The organism is Chryseobacterium sp. MYb328 (assembly GCF_037572595.1).
GTDB lineage: Bacteria > Bacteroidota > Bacteroidia > Flavobacteriales > Weeksellaceae > Chryseobacterium > Chryseobacterium pennae.
Map to the genome: position 1 here is coordinate 109,307 of NZ_JBBGZQ010000009.1, position 16,777 is coordinate 126,083.

Below are 16,777 nucleotides of genomic sequence, written 5' to 3' on the forward strand. Positions count from 1 at the left end.
CCAACATTTCTAAAATCCGGTAAAACTCTCGTATCTTTGTAAAACAGTATAAATCTATATTCTTTAATGATAAAAATTAATAATGAAATTCATTATCCCATCGCAGACACACTTTTTGTTTTTGCACTGGATTCTGAAGCAGGAACAGTATTTGACGGGAAAAATAAATTAATAACTGGAATAGGAAAGGTAAATGCAGCTATAGAGCTTACCAAAGAAATTCAAACCAGAAAGCCTAAATTAATTGTAAATCTGGGTTCTGCCGGAAGCAAAGGATTTCATAAAGGGGAGGTGGTTTGCTGTACAAAATTTATCCAGAGGGATATGGATGTAAGAGGTCTTGGATTTAAAATGTATGAAACTCCATTATCAGGAGTTCCACCTGTGTTAGAGTACGGCCTGAAGATGGATAGTTTGAAGGAAGGAATCTGTGGTAGTGGTGACAGTTTTGAGATGAATCATTCTGAAACTGATTATAATATTGTAGATATGGAGGCCTATCCTTTAGCATTAATTGCACAAAAAGAGAATATTCCGTTTCTATGTTTAAAATACATTTCTGATGATGCGGGCAATGATGCTGCTGATGACTGGAGCGTACAGGTTCATTTGGCTTCTGAAGCATTTAAAAAAATATTATTTTCATAAAATCTATTCAAAAAATGGCATCAATAATCATCAACAAAGCTTCTGCCGAAGATACAGATTGTATACAGAAGCTGGGAATTCAGACTTTTACTGAAACCTTTGCTGAAGACAATACCGAAGAAGCCATGGAAAAATACCTAAGAGAAAGCTTCAATACAGAAAAGGTAAGATCTGAACTGAACAATCCGGACTCCCATTTCTATATTGCCTGGGAAGAAGACAATCCGGTTGGCTATCTGAAAGTCAATTGCAGTAAAGCACAGACTGAATTACAGGATGAAACCGGTCTTGAAATTGAAAGAATCTATGTAAAGAAAAGCCACCATGGTAAAAAAGTAGGTCAGCTTCTTTATGATCAGGCATTGAAAACTGCTCAGCACCTCAATAAATCATATCTGTGGCTAGGTGTTTGGGAAGAAAACCTGAGAGCTTTAAACTTTTACAGGAAGAACGGGTTTGTTGAATTTGATAAGCATACCTTCAGGCTTGGTGACGAGGAGCAGACCGATCTGATGATGAAGAAAATATTGGATTAAATTTTCCTGCACTTTAAATTTGTATCAATATTATTAAACACTTTCCATCCAGATATAATTCAAAAGTTATTTCTTTGATATGATGAACAATTCAGAATTCTTAAAAGAAATTAATACCTATTATCCTCTATCAGAGAAAACTACAGCAGCTCTGATGGATATCTGCAGTGAAGAACATTTTCAAAAAAACGAACTTCTTCTGGAATCCGGAAATATGGCCAGATATTATTACTTTATAAAATCCGGTTTAATAGGATATTATATGACTGATGAAGCAGGGAGCTCTATTTATAAGATCTTTTTTGAAGAAAACAGTTTTGTAGCTTCTACCGCTGCCATCATCAAAAACGTACCCAGTGATTTCAGTATCATTGCTCTTGAAGATTGCTCAGTCATTAAATATCCGGTTAAAACGTATCGGGAATTATTGGAACAATATCATGATCTTGCCCTTTTTCATATCAGGTATCTGGAGAAAAACTGGGTGGTAAAAAAGGAGCCCCTTGAAGTTTCTTTAAAATTTGAAACCGCAAAACAACGGTATTTATTATTGCTCGAAAATAAATCCCTGTACAACAGGCTTAAACAGCATCATATAGCATCATATTTAGGGATTACCCCAACTCAGCTCAGCCGTATAAAAAAGGAAATCAACAGATAATATTATCGTTTTCCGAATTCCATGTTTATATTTTAAACAAAACTATTTATTTGTAAAATAATTTTTCGTAATACAATTTTTTGCATGGTATATTTTATTATTTTTACATTAAATCCCTTTATAGGGAAATAATTAAATTAATAAAACCAAAACCATGAAATTAGGTCATACTTATTTTTATCATCCGGAATATGCTGAAACCAATGAGTTTGTTATCAAGCAATTTGAACAGCAAAATGTATCTATGCAAAAGATTCAGAATGCACTGGGGCGAAGCAATCGGTATATTGTAACTGAAGACTCTGAAGAGACAACATTGTCTATGGCAATACATGCAGCAAAGGGAGTACTCAGAGAAAGTAATACTTCCGTTTTGGATATTGATATGATTGTATTTGTAACCAGCACTTCAGAACATCTCATTCCTTGTGATGCTATCAAGATTCATCATGCATTACAAGGCAAGGCCAATACACTGTGTTATGACATCAATGCCAATTGTATTGGAGCATTTGTGGCTTTGGACCAAATTACAAAATATCTATCCGTATCCGATACTGCCCAAAAAGCATTGATAATATGTTCTGAAAAATTATCTGGTATTGTGGATTCTGAAAATCCTGTAACGGCATTTTGCTTTTCGGATTCTTCTTTTGCCTTTATTGTAGAAAAAGATGACTCTTCTTCAGGGTTAATGGATGTTCTCTACCATACAGACAGTAGTATCTGCAATACGGTACTGTTTCCTCCTAACGGATATTCTTGTTACCACCCTAATGATGTCACTTTATGGGATAAGAGCTTCGATGGAAGTGGGAGTGTCAACTTTGCACTGAATGATATGAACAGTTTTTTAGAACGCAACCATCTGAGCATTGAAAAAATCGACTTGTTTTTATTTTCTCAATTTTCATTAAAAAATATTAATATTATTAGTGACCATTTCAATTTACCCCCTGAAAAGGTTCCTTTCTATTCAAGAGAAGTAGGATATACCGGTTCTTCAAGTCCTTTTCTGGCACTGCATCAATACCGGAAGAATGTAAGAAAGCTGCAAAAGGGGGAAAATATTCTCATCTGGACACTTGGGGCAGGCTATCAGGCAGGCTTAATGCTTTGGAAATACTGATGCTCATAAATGCTTAAAGAAATAAATTAACAAAAGCGTCAACATTTGTTGACTCTTTTCCTTTTTTTCCGGTGCAACTTTGCTATGTCATAAGATTATGGAACCATTGATTATTTAAGTAAAAGATCTTAAATTTATATACGATGTATTTTCATGATCTGCTCATCATTAATTAAATTTAAAAAGTATGAAAAAGTTAATAAGCATTGTTGTTTTAAGTGTTTTTGCACAGTTTTCAGCACAGAAGGTCATTCATCAGGAAGTTTTCAGTCCTAAAATGAATAAAAAGATCAAAACCATTATTATTACTCCGAATTTACAACCCAATACAACGTATCCATCCGTATATATTCTTCATGGTTTCAGCGGAAATCCGGACAGGATCATTAAAGAGGATATTCCGGATATCGTTAAGAAAGCTCAGGAGTATAAAACCATTTACGTTTTGCCTGATGGGAATTACAGTTCATGGTATGTAGACAGCCCGGTTGTTAAAGATTCCCAATACCAAACTTTTATTGGAAAAGAACTTGTTGAATTTATTGATAAGAACTATCCGGTAAAAACGGAGAAAAAGTTCAGAGGAATCCTGGGATGGAGTATGGGTGGCTATGGTGCCACAAATATTGGTGTTACCTATAACAAAACATTTGGAATTGTGGGAAGTTCATGTGGAGCTTTAGACTTTAATGTATTTGGGGAAGGGTATAATAAATATATGGTGAATAAGGTACTTGGTCCTTTAGAATCAATAAATCCCAACTTCCTTACAGACAGCAAGATCAAATTAATGGAAACAGCCGGACAACGTTATATTTTCGACTGTGGAACTGAGGATGTTCAGATGATCGGACAAAACAGAAAATTTCATACCAAGCTTACAGAACAGAAAATCCAGCATCTTTATACAGAATCCTTAGGTGCTCATGATACTCAATATTGGAGCCGTTCACTTTCTGAGCAGCTCACTCTGTTTGACAAATATTTCAAATAGAACAGGTTATTAAAATTTTACCATAAAATCCTTTTTAAGCATTGTCTTAAAAAGGATTTTTTCGTTGTTAACGAGCTTAGATTATCCAAAATTCATTACTCTTTAGATTATCAATTAAAAAGTTAGAGTTATTGTGATTTATTTTTATCTTTGTTTTTAATTATTCCAAATAAGAATAAATTAAAAAACTAATGAAACATTTTCTTGCAAAGCCTTGCTTCAACCTATTGATTTCCTTCAATATAAACTCAATAAAGACAAGTGTTGACTCCACTTATTCGTTTTAAAACACTTATAAAACCTATATGAATAACTCCTTTATTCTTCCACATCAAACAGCAGGTATGATGATGCCCCTGTTTTATGTAACTCAATTTTTAATAATCTTAAGAAATGATACATGGAAAATTTTAGAATTTAAATGCTACTGAAAAACTTTATGAAATTACAATTCAAACACATGAAAAACAATATACTTCTACAAAAACAATAACATGAAAATACTTAAAACCTCTATATTACTTTTAACTCTTACTCTATTTTCCCCTGCTTTATCTGCCCAGCAAAGTGAGCGCATCCATGGGAAAGTTCTGGTTTCTGAAAAATTACCTATAAAAAATGCTATTTTAAGACTTGTTAATACCTCTTATCAGGCAAAAACCAATCATCAAGGTGATTATTACTTTGAGAATGTAGCTCCTGGTGAATATACGCTTCAGGTAGTCTTAAATGATATTGAGCTTATGCAGGAAAAAATCAGGATTGAAAAGGATGTTTATGAAATACCTGCCATTTTCGCTCCTGCACAAAGCAATGAGATTGAAGGAATTACAGTGTATGCCTTCAGCAGAAACAAATTTCTGAATAAAGACAGCATTTCCGTCTCAAAAATGCCTTTGAAAAATCTCGAAAATCCGCAGGCTTATACAAGTATTAACCAACAAATTCTGAAGGAGCAGCTTACGTATGATGTTTCGGAAGTGGTAAAAAATGTTCCCGGTATGGTAAAAATGCAGGGAAGCCCGGGAAGAGGTTCCGGAGATGGAAGCTTTTATTATAGTCTTAGAGGATTTCCAACAAAAATATCAATGGTAGATGGAGTTCCTGCCACTACCAACGGAGAAATAGACCCTTCCGATATTGAACGTATTGAAGTGATTAAAGGTCCATCCGGAACATTGTACGGAGGTGCTGTTACTTCATTTGGAGGGCTTATTAATCTTGTAACCAAAAAGCCAAAAGATTATTTCGGTGGTGAAATTTCTTATATGCTAGGAAGTTACAACCTGAATCGTGCAACCGTTGATGTTTACGGACCGATCACAGAATCCAGAAAAACATTATTCCGCTTGAATGCTGCTTATCAATACCAAAATGGTTTTAGAGATTCAGAATTCAGAAAGTCTTTTTTTGTTTCACCAACCTTAAGCTATCAGGTAAATGATAAACTGAAATTCAGCCTTGGCGCTCAGATTTACAATTATGAAGGAACCAATACGCCCATTATTTTCCTTCCAAGAGGGCGGGCATTTCTGGCACATACTCCTGATGAGCTTGGTTTTGACTGGAAAAGATCGTACTCTAATAATGATATGACTTTGAAGGCTCCATCTACCAATGTAAAAGCTGAGATTAACTATAAAATTTCAAATAACTGGACCTCACAGACTCTTGTTTCAAGAAACTATAGAAAAACTGAAGGTTTATATCAGTATCAGTTTATCAGAGGAAAAGATAATGATACCCAGCTTGAACGCAATGTACAATGGCAGAATTCTGAAGCAGCCTCTACAAGTGTTCAACAGAATTTCAACGGGCAGTTCAACATTGGAAAAATAAAGAATAAGGTTCTTATTGGCCTAGATTATTTAAACCAATCTCTGAACAATAACCATTCACCCATCATTAAATATGATACAATTAACGGACAAAATCCCGGAATTAAGTACGGTTTTATCTCCAGAGATCTTGCTTTGCAGAAAATACAGGGGTCAAAAGCCGCACTTACCAGAACTACAACCTCAAGTAATGTCTATGGAGCCTATCTTTCTGATGCTATTTATATCACAGACAGATTAATTACGTTGTTGAGTTTACGTGTGGACCATTATGAAAGCAAGGGACAACTGGATCTGAATAAAAATACCCGTTCCGGAGATTTTACACAAACAGCATTATCACCTAAAGTAGGAGTTGTTTACCAAATCTTTAAGGATCGTTTATCAGTATATGGGAACTATATGAATGGTTTCAGCTATACACCCCCTGTTAACCAGGAGCTTACTGACTATAGTGGAGTTATGAAACCCCAAAAAGCCAATCAATGGGAAATAGGATTCAAAGGAAATCTTTGGAAAAACCGTTTGAATTTTACCGTAGGATATTATGATATACAGGTTGACAATATACAGAGAGTAATTGAAGTCATTAGAAATGGAAAAAGCTTCGGTGCTACCATTCAGGATGGGGAGCAAAGAAGTAAAGGAATCGAAGTAGAGATCATTGCCAATCCTATTCAGGGGCTTAATATCATGACCGGATATGCATACAATGACAGCAAATTCGTTAAAGCTGAAGCAACAGTAAACGGAAGACGTCCAGGTTCTGCAGGACCAGCTAACGTATTTAATTCCTGGGTAAGTTATACTCTTCAATCCGGCAGTTTACAAGGGCTTGGCTTAGGCTTTGGAGTTAATCGTGTAGGGCATCAGCTCAGTGAGAATAAAACAGACACAGGAAAGTTTACCTTCCCGGCTTATACTCTTGTGAACGCTTCTGTTTCTCTTGAAAAAGAAAGATATAGAATAGGTTTTAAAATGAATAATATTGGGAATGTTCAGTATTTTGCAGGACAGGGAGTAATTGTTGCCCAAATGCCTCGGAATTTTGTTGCTGAGGTAAGTCTTAAATTTTAATCATGAAGCTTACATTGAGAAAAGCGGCCCTTCAATTACATCTATGGCTCGGATTAACATCCGGGCTTGTAGTTGTGGTAATGGCGGCTACCGGATGTATTCTTGCTTTTGAAGAGGAATTAAAACATCTCGTATATCCGGACAGATATTTTATAAAAACTGTTGGAGACAAAAAATTATCTCTTTCCGAACTTTCATTAAAAGCTGAAAAAGCACTTCCTGACGGACTCAAAATCAAAAGAGTTCAGATTTCTTCTGATCCATCAAGAACTTATGTGTTCCGGACCCTTAAAATGGATAATGATGCCTTGACCTATTGGGGAACCTATCTTTATTATTACCGGGTTTATATTGATCCATATACAGGAAAAGTTCATGAAGTGGAAGATGCTAAACATAACTTTTTTGAAATTGTACTGGATCTTCACCGAAGACTTTTATTAGGGGAAAAAATAGGAAAAACCATTACAGGATATTCTACACTCATGTTAGCTATTATTCTTTTTTCCGGGCTCATCATATGGTATCCTAAAAAGATGAGTAAAAATATGCTTAAGGGCATGTTTTTCATTAAAACTTCAGCAAGCTGGAAAAGAGTGAATTATGATCTTCACAATGTCCTGGGGTTTTATGCCATAATTCCTTTGATTCTCATCTCTTATTCCGCACTCATCTGGAATTTTGAAAACGTAGATAAATGGGTAAAAAATACTTTGAATGGAAACGTACCAACTGAACAAAAGTCAAAGAGCAGCATTCCTTCAGAAGAGTTTACAAACCGGGAATTTATTTTGAACAGCATTGGCGAAAAAGTGGAAAAAGATCTGATTAATAAAAAATCAGCATTGATTAACTTCCCAAGAACAGATGAAGGGACTTATTATGCTGAATTAACCTACGGAAATAAACAATATCAGAATGAACAATATAATTTTGACCAGTATTCCGGAAAAATATTAAAACATCAGGCTTATAAAGATGAAAAAATAGGGTATGGTACTGCCTTAAGAGAAAGAAATTATGACCTGCATACAGGAAGTATCTTCGGAGTCACCGGACGAATTATGTATCTTTTAGCCGGAATGATTGCTACTTCGCTTCCTATTACCGGATTCATCATTTATGTAAACAGAAAAAAGAAGAAACTTCAAATCAGGAACAAGTAAATACCATCAGCCTCTATCATTGTAGAGGCTTTTTTATCTGAAATATTGGGTGTTCTGTGAAAGAATTTCAATACTTCTTTCCATTTCATCAAAGCTTAGATCTCCAAAGCCTAATCTCATTGCAGTAAGATTTTTATTCTGATAAAGCAGGGTTTTGGGGATAAAGAGATTATCCTGGGCACATTTCCGGCTCAGCTGCATCAGATTAACAGGGATATTCCATTCCATCCAGATCGCAAGGCCTCCGGAAGGCTTTTCAAAAGTGATCACCTCTCCAAGATTTTCTTTGAGCAAGGTACTGAAATGATCCCGCCTTTCCTGATATACCTTTAAGGATTTTTTCAGATAACGATTGATTTCTCCTTCTTCAATCATTTCCCCCAATGTTCTTTCCATGAGGATATCACCCTGGCGGTCTATAATTCCAAGGTGTTTCCGCATTTCTACCATCAGATTTTCAGGAGCAACAATAAATCCGGTCCTGAACCCCGGAGCCAATGATTTCCCGAAAGATCCAATATAGATCACCATTCCGTTGGTATCTGCACTCGCTAAAGGCAGAATCGGGCTTTTATCATAATGGAATTCGTAATCATAATCGTCTTCTAGAATAACAAATCCGTATTCATTGGCCAGCTCAAGTAACTCCAGTCTCCGCTGTGCACTTAAAGCCACTGTTGTAGGATAATGATGGTGCGGGGTAAGATAGAGCATTCTTATTTTATTTTTCTGACAGGCTTCTCTGACACTTTCTACAATTATTCCGTCTTCATCAATCGGAAGGGTTACAATATTTACTCCTGCTTTTTGAAAGATCATATTCACTGAAAAATAACTCAAGTCACCTACCAAAACGGTATCACCTGAAGACAAAAGGATTTCGGAAACAATATAAATACTCATTTCTGTACTTCGGGTAATCAGAAGATTGTTCTTTGAAATAGGCAAGCCGCGGGAAAGATTAAGGTATTGAGACAGATGTTCCTTGAAAAATTCACTTCCATCATGATTATAATGACCAAAAACTTTCTGATTGGATTTCCGCTTAAGAATAGAACTGTAAAACCGGGAATGCTGCCCGATCTGGGTAAGCCTGATATCCGGAACCCCATCATTAAAAACATATTCACAGTCCGAATGCTCAAAGGGATTATCCAGAATATTGGAGGTTTTAAAAGTAAATCCTGTGCTCTTAGGATAATTTTGAAGGTTGTTTTCCTCGAAGTCCTTTACTTTTATGGGCTTTTCTTGATCTTTTCCAATCACAAACGTTCCTTTGTTCGGAAAACTTTCCACCCAACCTTGTGCAGACAGTTCATCATATACCGCTACAGCTGTATTTCTGTGTACATCCAGTATCTCACTGAAGGCTCTGGTTCCCGGAAGTTTGGTTCCAAATGGTAAGAAACCTCTTTGGATGGCATTCACCAATTGATTAGCGATTTGTAAATAGATAGAAGTCTCTGATTTTCTATCTATTTTAATAAAACTTTCATAAGGAATCTTAACCGGACTATCCATAATGTAAAAACTGGCACCATGTAACCATCCGGCAATATACTACTTTTGACATCAAAATAAAAATCTATGGAATTTCATCATCTGCTTAAAAGAATAGTACAGGATGGCAACACCCATGCTAAGTGGCTAAACACTCTTTCTTTTATGGAAAATGCCGGCGCAAGGAAAATATCAAAATGTGAACATCCGGTAATGGTTACGCTCATTCAGCTTAAACATGCGGCTGAGGAACATCGCCACGCCTACTATCTTAAAAAACAGATTGGAAAAATAGATCCTGAACTTTGCAAAACTTATGAAAACAAAGAATTACTGGCTCCTATAGCAACCCGGCAATATCTGCATTCATTGGATATTAAAGCCTGCAGGTACCTTCAGTATGTTTTTCAGCTGACTAAAGAAGAGCTGAAATATGCAGCTTACCTCTTCGTGACTTATGCTATTGAAGTGCGTGCTGATGAACTTTATCCCGTGTATCAGGAAATCCTTACAGAAGAATCTTCTAAAATCATGGTAAAATCTATTATCCTGGAAGAGGAAGGACATCTGGAAGAGATGATTAATCAGCTTAATGAATTTTCTGAAAACTGGCAGCTGCATGCAGATCATATTCTGGAAATAGAAAAAGACCTGCATCAGCAATGGATCAATGCTATTACGGAAGAAGTGGCTCAATTGGATTATGCTTAAAAACATCAACCGGTTTGAGGAGGCGCTTCACAAAAGAAAGCAGGAGGGGATATTAAGAACGCTAAAACCAAAAGCTGAAGGGATAGATTTCTATTCCAATGATTATCTGGGATTAGCCCAAAGTAAAGACCTTCAAAGGATCATGCTGGAGAAGATCCATGAGAGTCCTCAGCTGCTTTCGGGAAGCACAGGTTCCAGGCTCATTAGCGGAAACAGCAGAGTGGCCGAATCTGCAGAAATTTTTATCGCTGAAGAGCATAGGTTTCGGGCTGCATTACTTTTTCCGTCGGGTTATACTGCTAATCTGGCTTTATTTTCAACGCTCCCAGCCCGCCATGATACGATTATCGTGGATGAACAGATACATCGTTCCGTACATGATGCCTGTAAAATGTCAAATGCCAGAAAATTGAAATTCAGGCATAACGATCCTGGGCATTTGGAAAGGATTTTAAAAAAGCAGGAAGGACATTGCTATATCGCGGTAGAAAGCCTTTACTCTATGGAGGGAGATCTTGCTCCTCTCAAAGAGATTGCTGAACTGGCAAAGAAGTATGAAGCCAGTTTAATTGTTGATGAAGCCCATGCATTCGGCGTCTTCGGATATGGCCTGGTGAATAAATATGGTTTGGAAGATCAGGTTACAGCTAATGTAATCACTTATGGTAAAGCATTGGGAGCTCATGGTGCAGTAATACTTTGTCATGACAGTATCAAATCTTATCTGGTGAATTTTGCATCTCCATTTATTTATACCACTTCTGCACAGGACTTCCAATGGATGAGGATAAAAGAAGGATACAATTTCTTAGAAAATCATCAGGATTTACCCCTTCAGCTTCAGGAAAACATAAAAATATTCAGAAACCAAAGGGTAGAATCTCCATCTTCGGAAACAAGTCCGATTCAGGCTATAATCATTCCTGATAATGAAAAGTTGAAATCCTTACAGAAAGCATTATCAGGCGAAGGATTTTTAACCTATGCTATTTACAGTCCAACCGTAAAAGAAGGAACTGAAAGGCTGCGGATCTGTCTCCATCATTTTAATACTGAGCCGGAGATTATCAGGCTTACAGAAATTATTAGAGATTTCATTTAAACAAGGAAAACCAAATCCATAGAAATACAACTTAAGAACCCGAATGAAATTATTTATAACAGGAATAGGAACTGAAATTGGAAAAACAGTCTGTTCCGCCATTTTAGTACAATATTTTAAAGCAGATTACTGGAAGCCCGTACAATCTGGAGACCTGCATAATACAGACAGTCATAAAATTGAGACATGGACAGATGATACATTATGCTATCCGGAAACTTACCGCTTTCAATTGGCTGCATCTCCACATCAATCTGCAGGAGCAGAAAATATACGGATAAAGCTTGAAGATTTCCAACTACCTGAAACTCAAAACTCTCTGATTGTAGAAGGTGCCGGCGGACTTATGGTTCCGCTTTCGGATGATATTTTTATGATTGACCTGATTGAAAAGCTGAAGCTTCCTGCAGCCCTCGTAGTGAGAAATTATTTGGGTTGCATCAATCATACTTTACTCTCCATAATGGCCCTGAAGCAAAGAAACATCACATTGGAATATCTGATTCTTAACGGATACTTTCCTGTAGATACAGAAAGAGTGATTTCAAACTTTATTACGGCTGAAACAAAAATTATCAAAATTCCAGAAATAGGAAGTACAAATAGGGAACATGTTAAAGCGACTGCAAAACAATTAAAAATAACAAAATTATGATAATGGACAGAACAACAATCAGAAACAACTGGACCAAAGAAGAAATAGAAGAAATATATCATTTACCTCTTATGGAATTGATTTATAAGGCTGCAACCGTACACCGTGAGTGGCATGACCCTTCTGAGGTACAGATCTCAACTTTATTATCCATCAAAACCGGAGGCTGTCCGGAAGACTGTTCATACTGCGGACAGGCAGCACGTTATCATACCAATATCAAAGTACAGGCTTTGTTACCAACTGAAACCGTAATTGCCCATGCTCAAAAAGCCAAAGACAGTGGTTCATCCCGTTTCTGTATGGCGGCGGCATGGCGTGAAGTGCGTAATAACCGTGATTTCGACAGGGTTATTGATATGGTAAAAGGGGTGAATGAATTGGGGCTGGAAGTATGCTGTACTCTGGGAATGCTTACCGAAGAGCAGGCTGTAAGGCTTCAGGAAGCAGGATTATATGCTTATAACCATAATCTTGATACTTCTGAACAGTATTATGAAGAAATCATTTCTACCAGAACCTTTGATAATAGAATCAATACAATTAACAATGTCCGAAAAGCGGGAATCACGGTGTGTTCAGGTGGAATTATCGGCTTAGGGGAAACACACAGAGACAGAATTTCTATGCTGTTGACATTAGCTACTATGCCTAAACATCCGGAGTCTGTTCCTATCAATGCTTTAGCTAGAGTAGAAGGAACTCCATTGGAAGATAACGAGAAAGTAGATACCTGGGAAATGGTAAGAATGATTGCCACTGCAAGAATCGTGATGCCATCTTCCATGGTAAGGTTAAGTGCAGGGCGTATAGAAATGACAGAAACGGAACAGGCATGGTGTTTTATGGCGGGTGCTAACTCTATCTTCACAGGGGAAAGAGAAACATTACTGGTAACTCCTAATCCGGGTGTTTCTGAAGATATGCAAATGCTGGAAACTCTTGGATTAAAGCCGATGATGAAAAAAGAAACCTGTTGTTAAGACAATTATAAATAATGAGTTTCTGGATTTTAATATTTAGCGGTCTTCGCGTTAATTTTAGATGATTGATACAATTTAAACGCTAAGACCGCAAGAGAGGCATAATGAAACTGCTTATTTTTTGTTCGCAAGGGCGTTTCATTCAGCAGAGACAGTAAACTTCTGCTCTAGTAAGCAAATGATCAGTCTTAGCTGAGTGAAACGCCCTTGCGATCTTAGAAATCATACTGCATGATTATAAAACCTTAGCGAGCATTGCGTTAAAAGCAGAAACACTTATTTATTATAATTTAAACGCTAAGACCGCAAGAGAAGCATAATGAAACTTCATATTTTTCGTTCGCAAAGGCATTGCATTCAGCGGAGACAGTAAACTTCTGCTCTAGTAAGCAAATGATCAGTCTTAGCTGAGTGAAACGCCCTTGCGATCTTAGAAATCATACTGCATGATTATAAAACCTTAGCGAACATTGCGTTAAAAGCAGAAACGCTTATTTATTATAATTTAAACGCTAAGGCCGCAAGAATGCATAATGAAACTTCATATTTTCCGTTCGCAAAGGCATTGCATTCAGCGGAGACAGTAAACTTTTGCTCTAGTAAGCAAATGATCAGTCTTAGCTGAGTGAAACGCCCTTGCGATCTTAGAAATCATTCAGTATGATTATAAAACCTTAGCGAACATTGCGTTAAAAACAGAAAATATTATTGCCATCAATACATTTTATATCAAATATGGATACAATTACACCAACTAATCTTCAGGAAAGAGATAAAGCCGTTAACTGGCATCCTTACACCCAGATGAAAACGGCTGACAATATCATTCCCATTGTAAAAGGGAAGGGTCTTTACCTTTTTGACAATGAAGGTAAAAAATATATGGATGTGGTTTCTTCATGGTGGGTAACCCTGCATGGACATTCTCATCCCTATATTGCCCAACGTATATTTGAACAGCTCAATACTCTGGAACAGGTTATTTTTGCTGGATTTACTCATGAGCCGGCCACTCAGCTTTCGGAAAGACTGTTAAAGCTTTTGCCTGCTAATCAGGACAAGGTTTTTTATTCTGATAATGGATCTACAGCGGTAGAAGTAGCTTTGAAAATGTGTATTCAATATGCTCACAATCAGGGAAAAGAAAAAACAAAGATTCTTGCTTTTAAAAATGCATACCATGGTGATACTTTTGGAGCGATGTCTGTAAGCGGAAAAAGCTATTGGACCAAACCTTTTGAAAGCAGGCTGTTTGAAGTCGTATTTATTGATACCCCCAATGCTGATAATCTACAAAAGTTACAATCGCAGATTAAAGATATTGCCGATGAGGTAGCTTGTTTTATTTATGAGCCATTAGTTCAGGGTGCAGCAGGAATGCTAATGTATAACGCTGAAGATCTGGATAGCCTGATGAAATTTTGCAGAGAGCAGGAAATCCTGATGATTCAGGATGAGGTTTTTACAGGATTTGGAAGAACGGGAAGACTCTTTGCTGCCAATTACCTTACAGAACAGCCGGACATCATGTGCTTTTCAAAAGGGTTAACAGGCGGAACAATGCCCATGGGAATTACAACCTGCTCTAAAGCAATTTATGAAGCATTCTGGTCTGATGACAAATATAAAACACTTTTCCACGGCCATTCTTTTACAGCTAATCCTTTAGCCTGCACTGCAGCTTTGGCAAGCATGGAATTATTACTTAAGGAAGAAACCCAAATGAATATTAAACGTATTTCTCAGCAGCACTCAGCGTTTATCAAAGTGCTGGCTGCTCATCCGCAAGTTGAAAATGCCCGTCAGATCGGAACTATTCTGGCTTTTGATTTTAAAACCGGACATGGAACTTCTTATTTCAATGAGATAGGAAAACAGCTTTACAATGAATTTTTAAAAAGGGGAATCATTATGAGGCCATTGGGAAATGTAATGTATTTGGTTCCTCCGTATTGTGCTACATCCGAAGAATTGGATTTTGTATATCGGAATATTCTGGAAGTTTTGGATGAGTTTATCGGATAAACAATTCCTTCAAACAATATTTTTAATATACCTTATAGGTTTTAGGAGCCTATAAGGTATTTATGTTCATTTAATTGATGTCTTTTAAGCTCGTTTGAGCAATCATGCATAGGAAATCAAAATAATGATTCTTTTCATTTGTAAAAACTGGTGTTTTTTTTAATATAGATTTCTTACTTCTTAATAAGTTTTTTTGTGACAATTTTTCCATTTTCAAAAATTGTTTTCACAAAATAAATTCCATTAGAAAGTTCAGAAACATTAGAATTGTTTTCTTTTACGGTTTTTAATAACCTTCCATCAACAGAATGGATCTCTATTTTACCGATTTTTTCTTTCGATTGATAAATTAAATTTTGTTTTACAGGGGTTTCAAAAACAATTTTAGGATCATTTTTTGAAGTTTCAGTTGTAGATAATGTAACTGGGGCAGCTAAAAGATATTTAACAATTTCTGTTGTGGTTCCATTTCCGTAAACAATTATACTGTTATCAAAAACCTTGAGCCTACTAACATTATGATATAATAAATTAGAATCGTTTTCTATATATTCCCCAAATATAGTATCAACAGTTCCATTTTGATTAAGTTTAGAGATATAATAACTAGGTGCATTATTAAAATCAGCAATCCCTCCGATATAATAAGAACCGTTTTTTTCGTAGATATCCCAAAATTCAATGCCAGAAACACCATTATAACTGAATGTGGTATCCTGCGTACCGTCAGCATTCAGTCTTTTTATGGTAGCAGGCTCTAATACTCCAAATCTTGCGAATATAATTCTATTCCCCGAATCCACTTTTACAACATTAACATTTACCTCATTTAATGAAGCCTCACCATTGTTACCAAAACCGGTTATAGGCTGCCCGTCAGGAGAATATTTTTTTATTGAATTTTGTCCCCAGCAAAAAATATTGGACTGGTTATCTAACATGAAGCGGGGAATCCCATATGTTGACAATTTTCCATTATTTCCAAAGCTGTTATCTGATGTGCCGTCAGAATTTAATCTGAATGTATGCGTGTACCCATCAAAAAAGCCTACGGAATCTATACCTGTTCCTGAAATAATTATTTTATTTCCTTGTTCTATGAGGTTGCTTTTTATATCGAAATTGTCTTGAGAAAAATTGGCTAATGCCTTTATTCCGCCATTGGAAAATGAAGGGTCTAACTGTCCATTGGAAAGTAACCGGACTACATCTAAATAATGGATGTTATTTATATTGTCATGTCTCCTTAATAATAAAGTCAATTGATCATTGGAATGTCTTACAAATCCAACCAGAGCGCCTGATCCGTAATTCAATGCAACCTTACCATTGGTTCCAAAAGTAGAGTCCAAAGAGCCATTATAGCTTGTCATTTTAGAAACAATTACCTGGTTAGTGTTGGAGTCAAAGGATTGGTAAAATACGGTATTGTTTGTTTCTGTTAATTCTCCTAAATAAGAGCTTCCTGTTGGGAGGCTGTAAATTCCGTTTGAAGCAAACGCAGGATCTTTGGAGATAATTTGTGCAAAAGAAATTTGCGTTACAAGAATGAACACAAGTAATAATTTTTTTTTCATTGTTTGTTTTTTTTAGAAAAATTTGAAGTTATATTATGTAACTCTCTATATAAAATGTTTTAGGTTTCTTCCCAAATGTATGATAAAATTTTGAAAAAATAAGAAAATGCAAGGTTCTGTTTTTATTCCAAAAGATGGAGAAGAAATATATATTTTTTTTGATTAAAATGACTTC

14 protein-coding genes are annotated in these 16,777 nt (G+C 36.2%); 12 read left to right on the forward strand and 2 right to left on the reverse strand.

What is annotated here, in order from left to right:
- The first annotated feature begins 66 nt into the window (after positions 1-66).
- The 7 genes from WH267_RS11245 to WH267_RS11275 all read left to right on the forward strand — a co-directional run bounded on the left by WH267_RS11245 (position 67) and on the right by WH267_RS11275 (position 8,049).
- A complete protein-coding gene (locus tag WH267_RS11245) occupies positions 67-648 on the forward strand; it encodes a 5'-methylthioadenosine/S-adenosylhomocysteine nucleosidase family protein (protein WP_340008238.1) in 582 nt (193 codons plus the stop codon).
- A 14-nt stretch (positions 649-662) separates the two neighbouring features.
- The gene (locus WH267_RS11250; RefSeq protein ID WP_340008240.1) at positions 663-1,184 is read left to right on the forward strand and encodes a GNAT family N-acetyltransferase; all 522 of its coding nucleotides are present in this window, start codon (positions 663-665) and stop codon (positions 1,182-1,184) included.
- An 82-nt stretch (positions 1,185-1,266) separates the two neighbouring features.
- Positions 1,267-1,845, forward strand: coding sequence for a Crp/Fnr family transcriptional regulator (locus WH267_RS11255; protein ID WP_115971482.1), 579 nt, complete (start codon positions 1,267-1,269; stop codon positions 1,843-1,845).
- A 154-nt stretch (positions 1,846-1,999) separates the two neighbouring features.
- Entirely contained in the window at positions 2,000-2,974 is a 975-nt protein-coding gene (locus WH267_RS11260) for a 3-oxoacyl-[acyl-carrier-protein] synthase III C-terminal domain-containing protein (RefSeq protein ID WP_340008242.1), read from the forward strand.
- Between the two features lie 187 nt (positions 2,975-3,161).
- On the forward strand, positions 3,162-3,968 hold the full coding sequence (locus tag WH267_RS11265; RefSeq protein ID WP_115971484.1) for an alpha/beta hydrolase: 807 nt from the start codon (positions 3,162-3,164) through the stop codon (positions 3,966-3,968).
- 494 nt (positions 3,969-4,462) lie between these two features.
- On the forward strand, positions 4,463-6,883 hold the full coding sequence (locus WH267_RS11270) for a TonB-dependent receptor (RefSeq protein ID WP_340008245.1): 2,421 nt from the start codon (positions 4,463-4,465) through the stop codon (positions 6,881-6,883).
- Positions 6,884-6,885: 2 nt separating this feature from the next.
- Positions 6,886-8,049 carry a PepSY-associated TM helix domain-containing protein gene (locus tag WH267_RS11275; protein ID WP_340008247.1) on the forward strand — a complete coding sequence of 388 codons (1,164 nt, stop codon included), beginning with the start codon at positions 6,886-6,888 and terminating at the stop codon, positions 8,047-8,049.
- A 33-nt stretch (positions 8,050-8,082) separates the two neighbouring features.
- Here the strand turns inward: WH267_RS11275 and WH267_RS11280 are convergent, their stop codons facing one another.
- Positions 8,083-9,570, reverse strand: coding sequence for an aminotransferase-like domain-containing protein (locus WH267_RS11280; RefSeq protein ID WP_340008249.1), 1,488 nt, complete (start codon positions 9,568-9,570; stop codon positions 8,083-8,085).
- Between the two features lie 66 nt (positions 9,571-9,636).
- On the opposite strand from WH267_RS11280, the gene WH267_RS11285 reads away from it, so the two are divergent.
- The 5 genes from WH267_RS11285 (at position 9,637) to bioA (ending at position 15,025) form a co-directional block, all read left to right on the forward strand.
- Complete coding sequence (locus WH267_RS11285) at positions 9,637-10,260, forward strand: hypothetical protein (RefSeq protein ID WP_340008251.1); 624 nt, start codon at positions 9,637-9,639, stop codon at positions 10,258-10,260.
- Positions 10,253-11,362, forward strand: coding sequence for an aminotransferase class I/II-fold pyridoxal phosphate-dependent enzyme (locus tag WH267_RS11290; protein WP_340008253.1), 1,110 nt, complete (start codon positions 10,253-10,255; stop codon positions 11,360-11,362). The genes WH267_RS11285 and WH267_RS11290 overlap by 8 nt, the downstream gene beginning before the upstream one ends.
- Positions 11,363-11,405: 43 nt before the next feature.
- Positions 11,406-12,017, forward strand: a complete 612-nt coding sequence (gene bioD / locus WH267_RS11295) for a dethiobiotin synthase (RefSeq protein WP_340008255.1) — start codon at positions 11,406-11,408, stop codon at positions 12,015-12,017.
- On the forward strand, positions 12,014-13,000 hold the full coding sequence (gene bioB / locus WH267_RS11300) for a biotin synthase BioB (protein WP_115971491.1): 987 nt from the start codon (positions 12,014-12,016) through the stop codon (positions 12,998-13,000). Before bioD ends, bioB begins: the two co-directional genes overlap by 4 nt.
- Positions 13,001-13,735: 735 nt before the next feature.
- A complete protein-coding gene (bioA, locus tag WH267_RS11305) occupies positions 13,736-15,025 on the forward strand; it encodes an adenosylmethionine--8-amino-7-oxononanoate transaminase (protein WP_340008258.1) in 1,290 nt (429 codons plus the stop codon).
- A 173-nt stretch (positions 15,026-15,198) separates the two neighbouring features.
- Here the strand turns inward: bioA and WH267_RS11310 are convergent, their stop codons facing one another.
- Positions 15,199-16,602, reverse strand: a complete 1,404-nt coding sequence (locus WH267_RS11310; protein ID WP_340008260.1) for a T9SS type A sorting domain-containing protein — start codon at positions 16,600-16,602, stop codon at positions 15,199-15,201.
- Between the last annotated feature and the right edge of the window lie 175 nt (positions 16,603-16,777).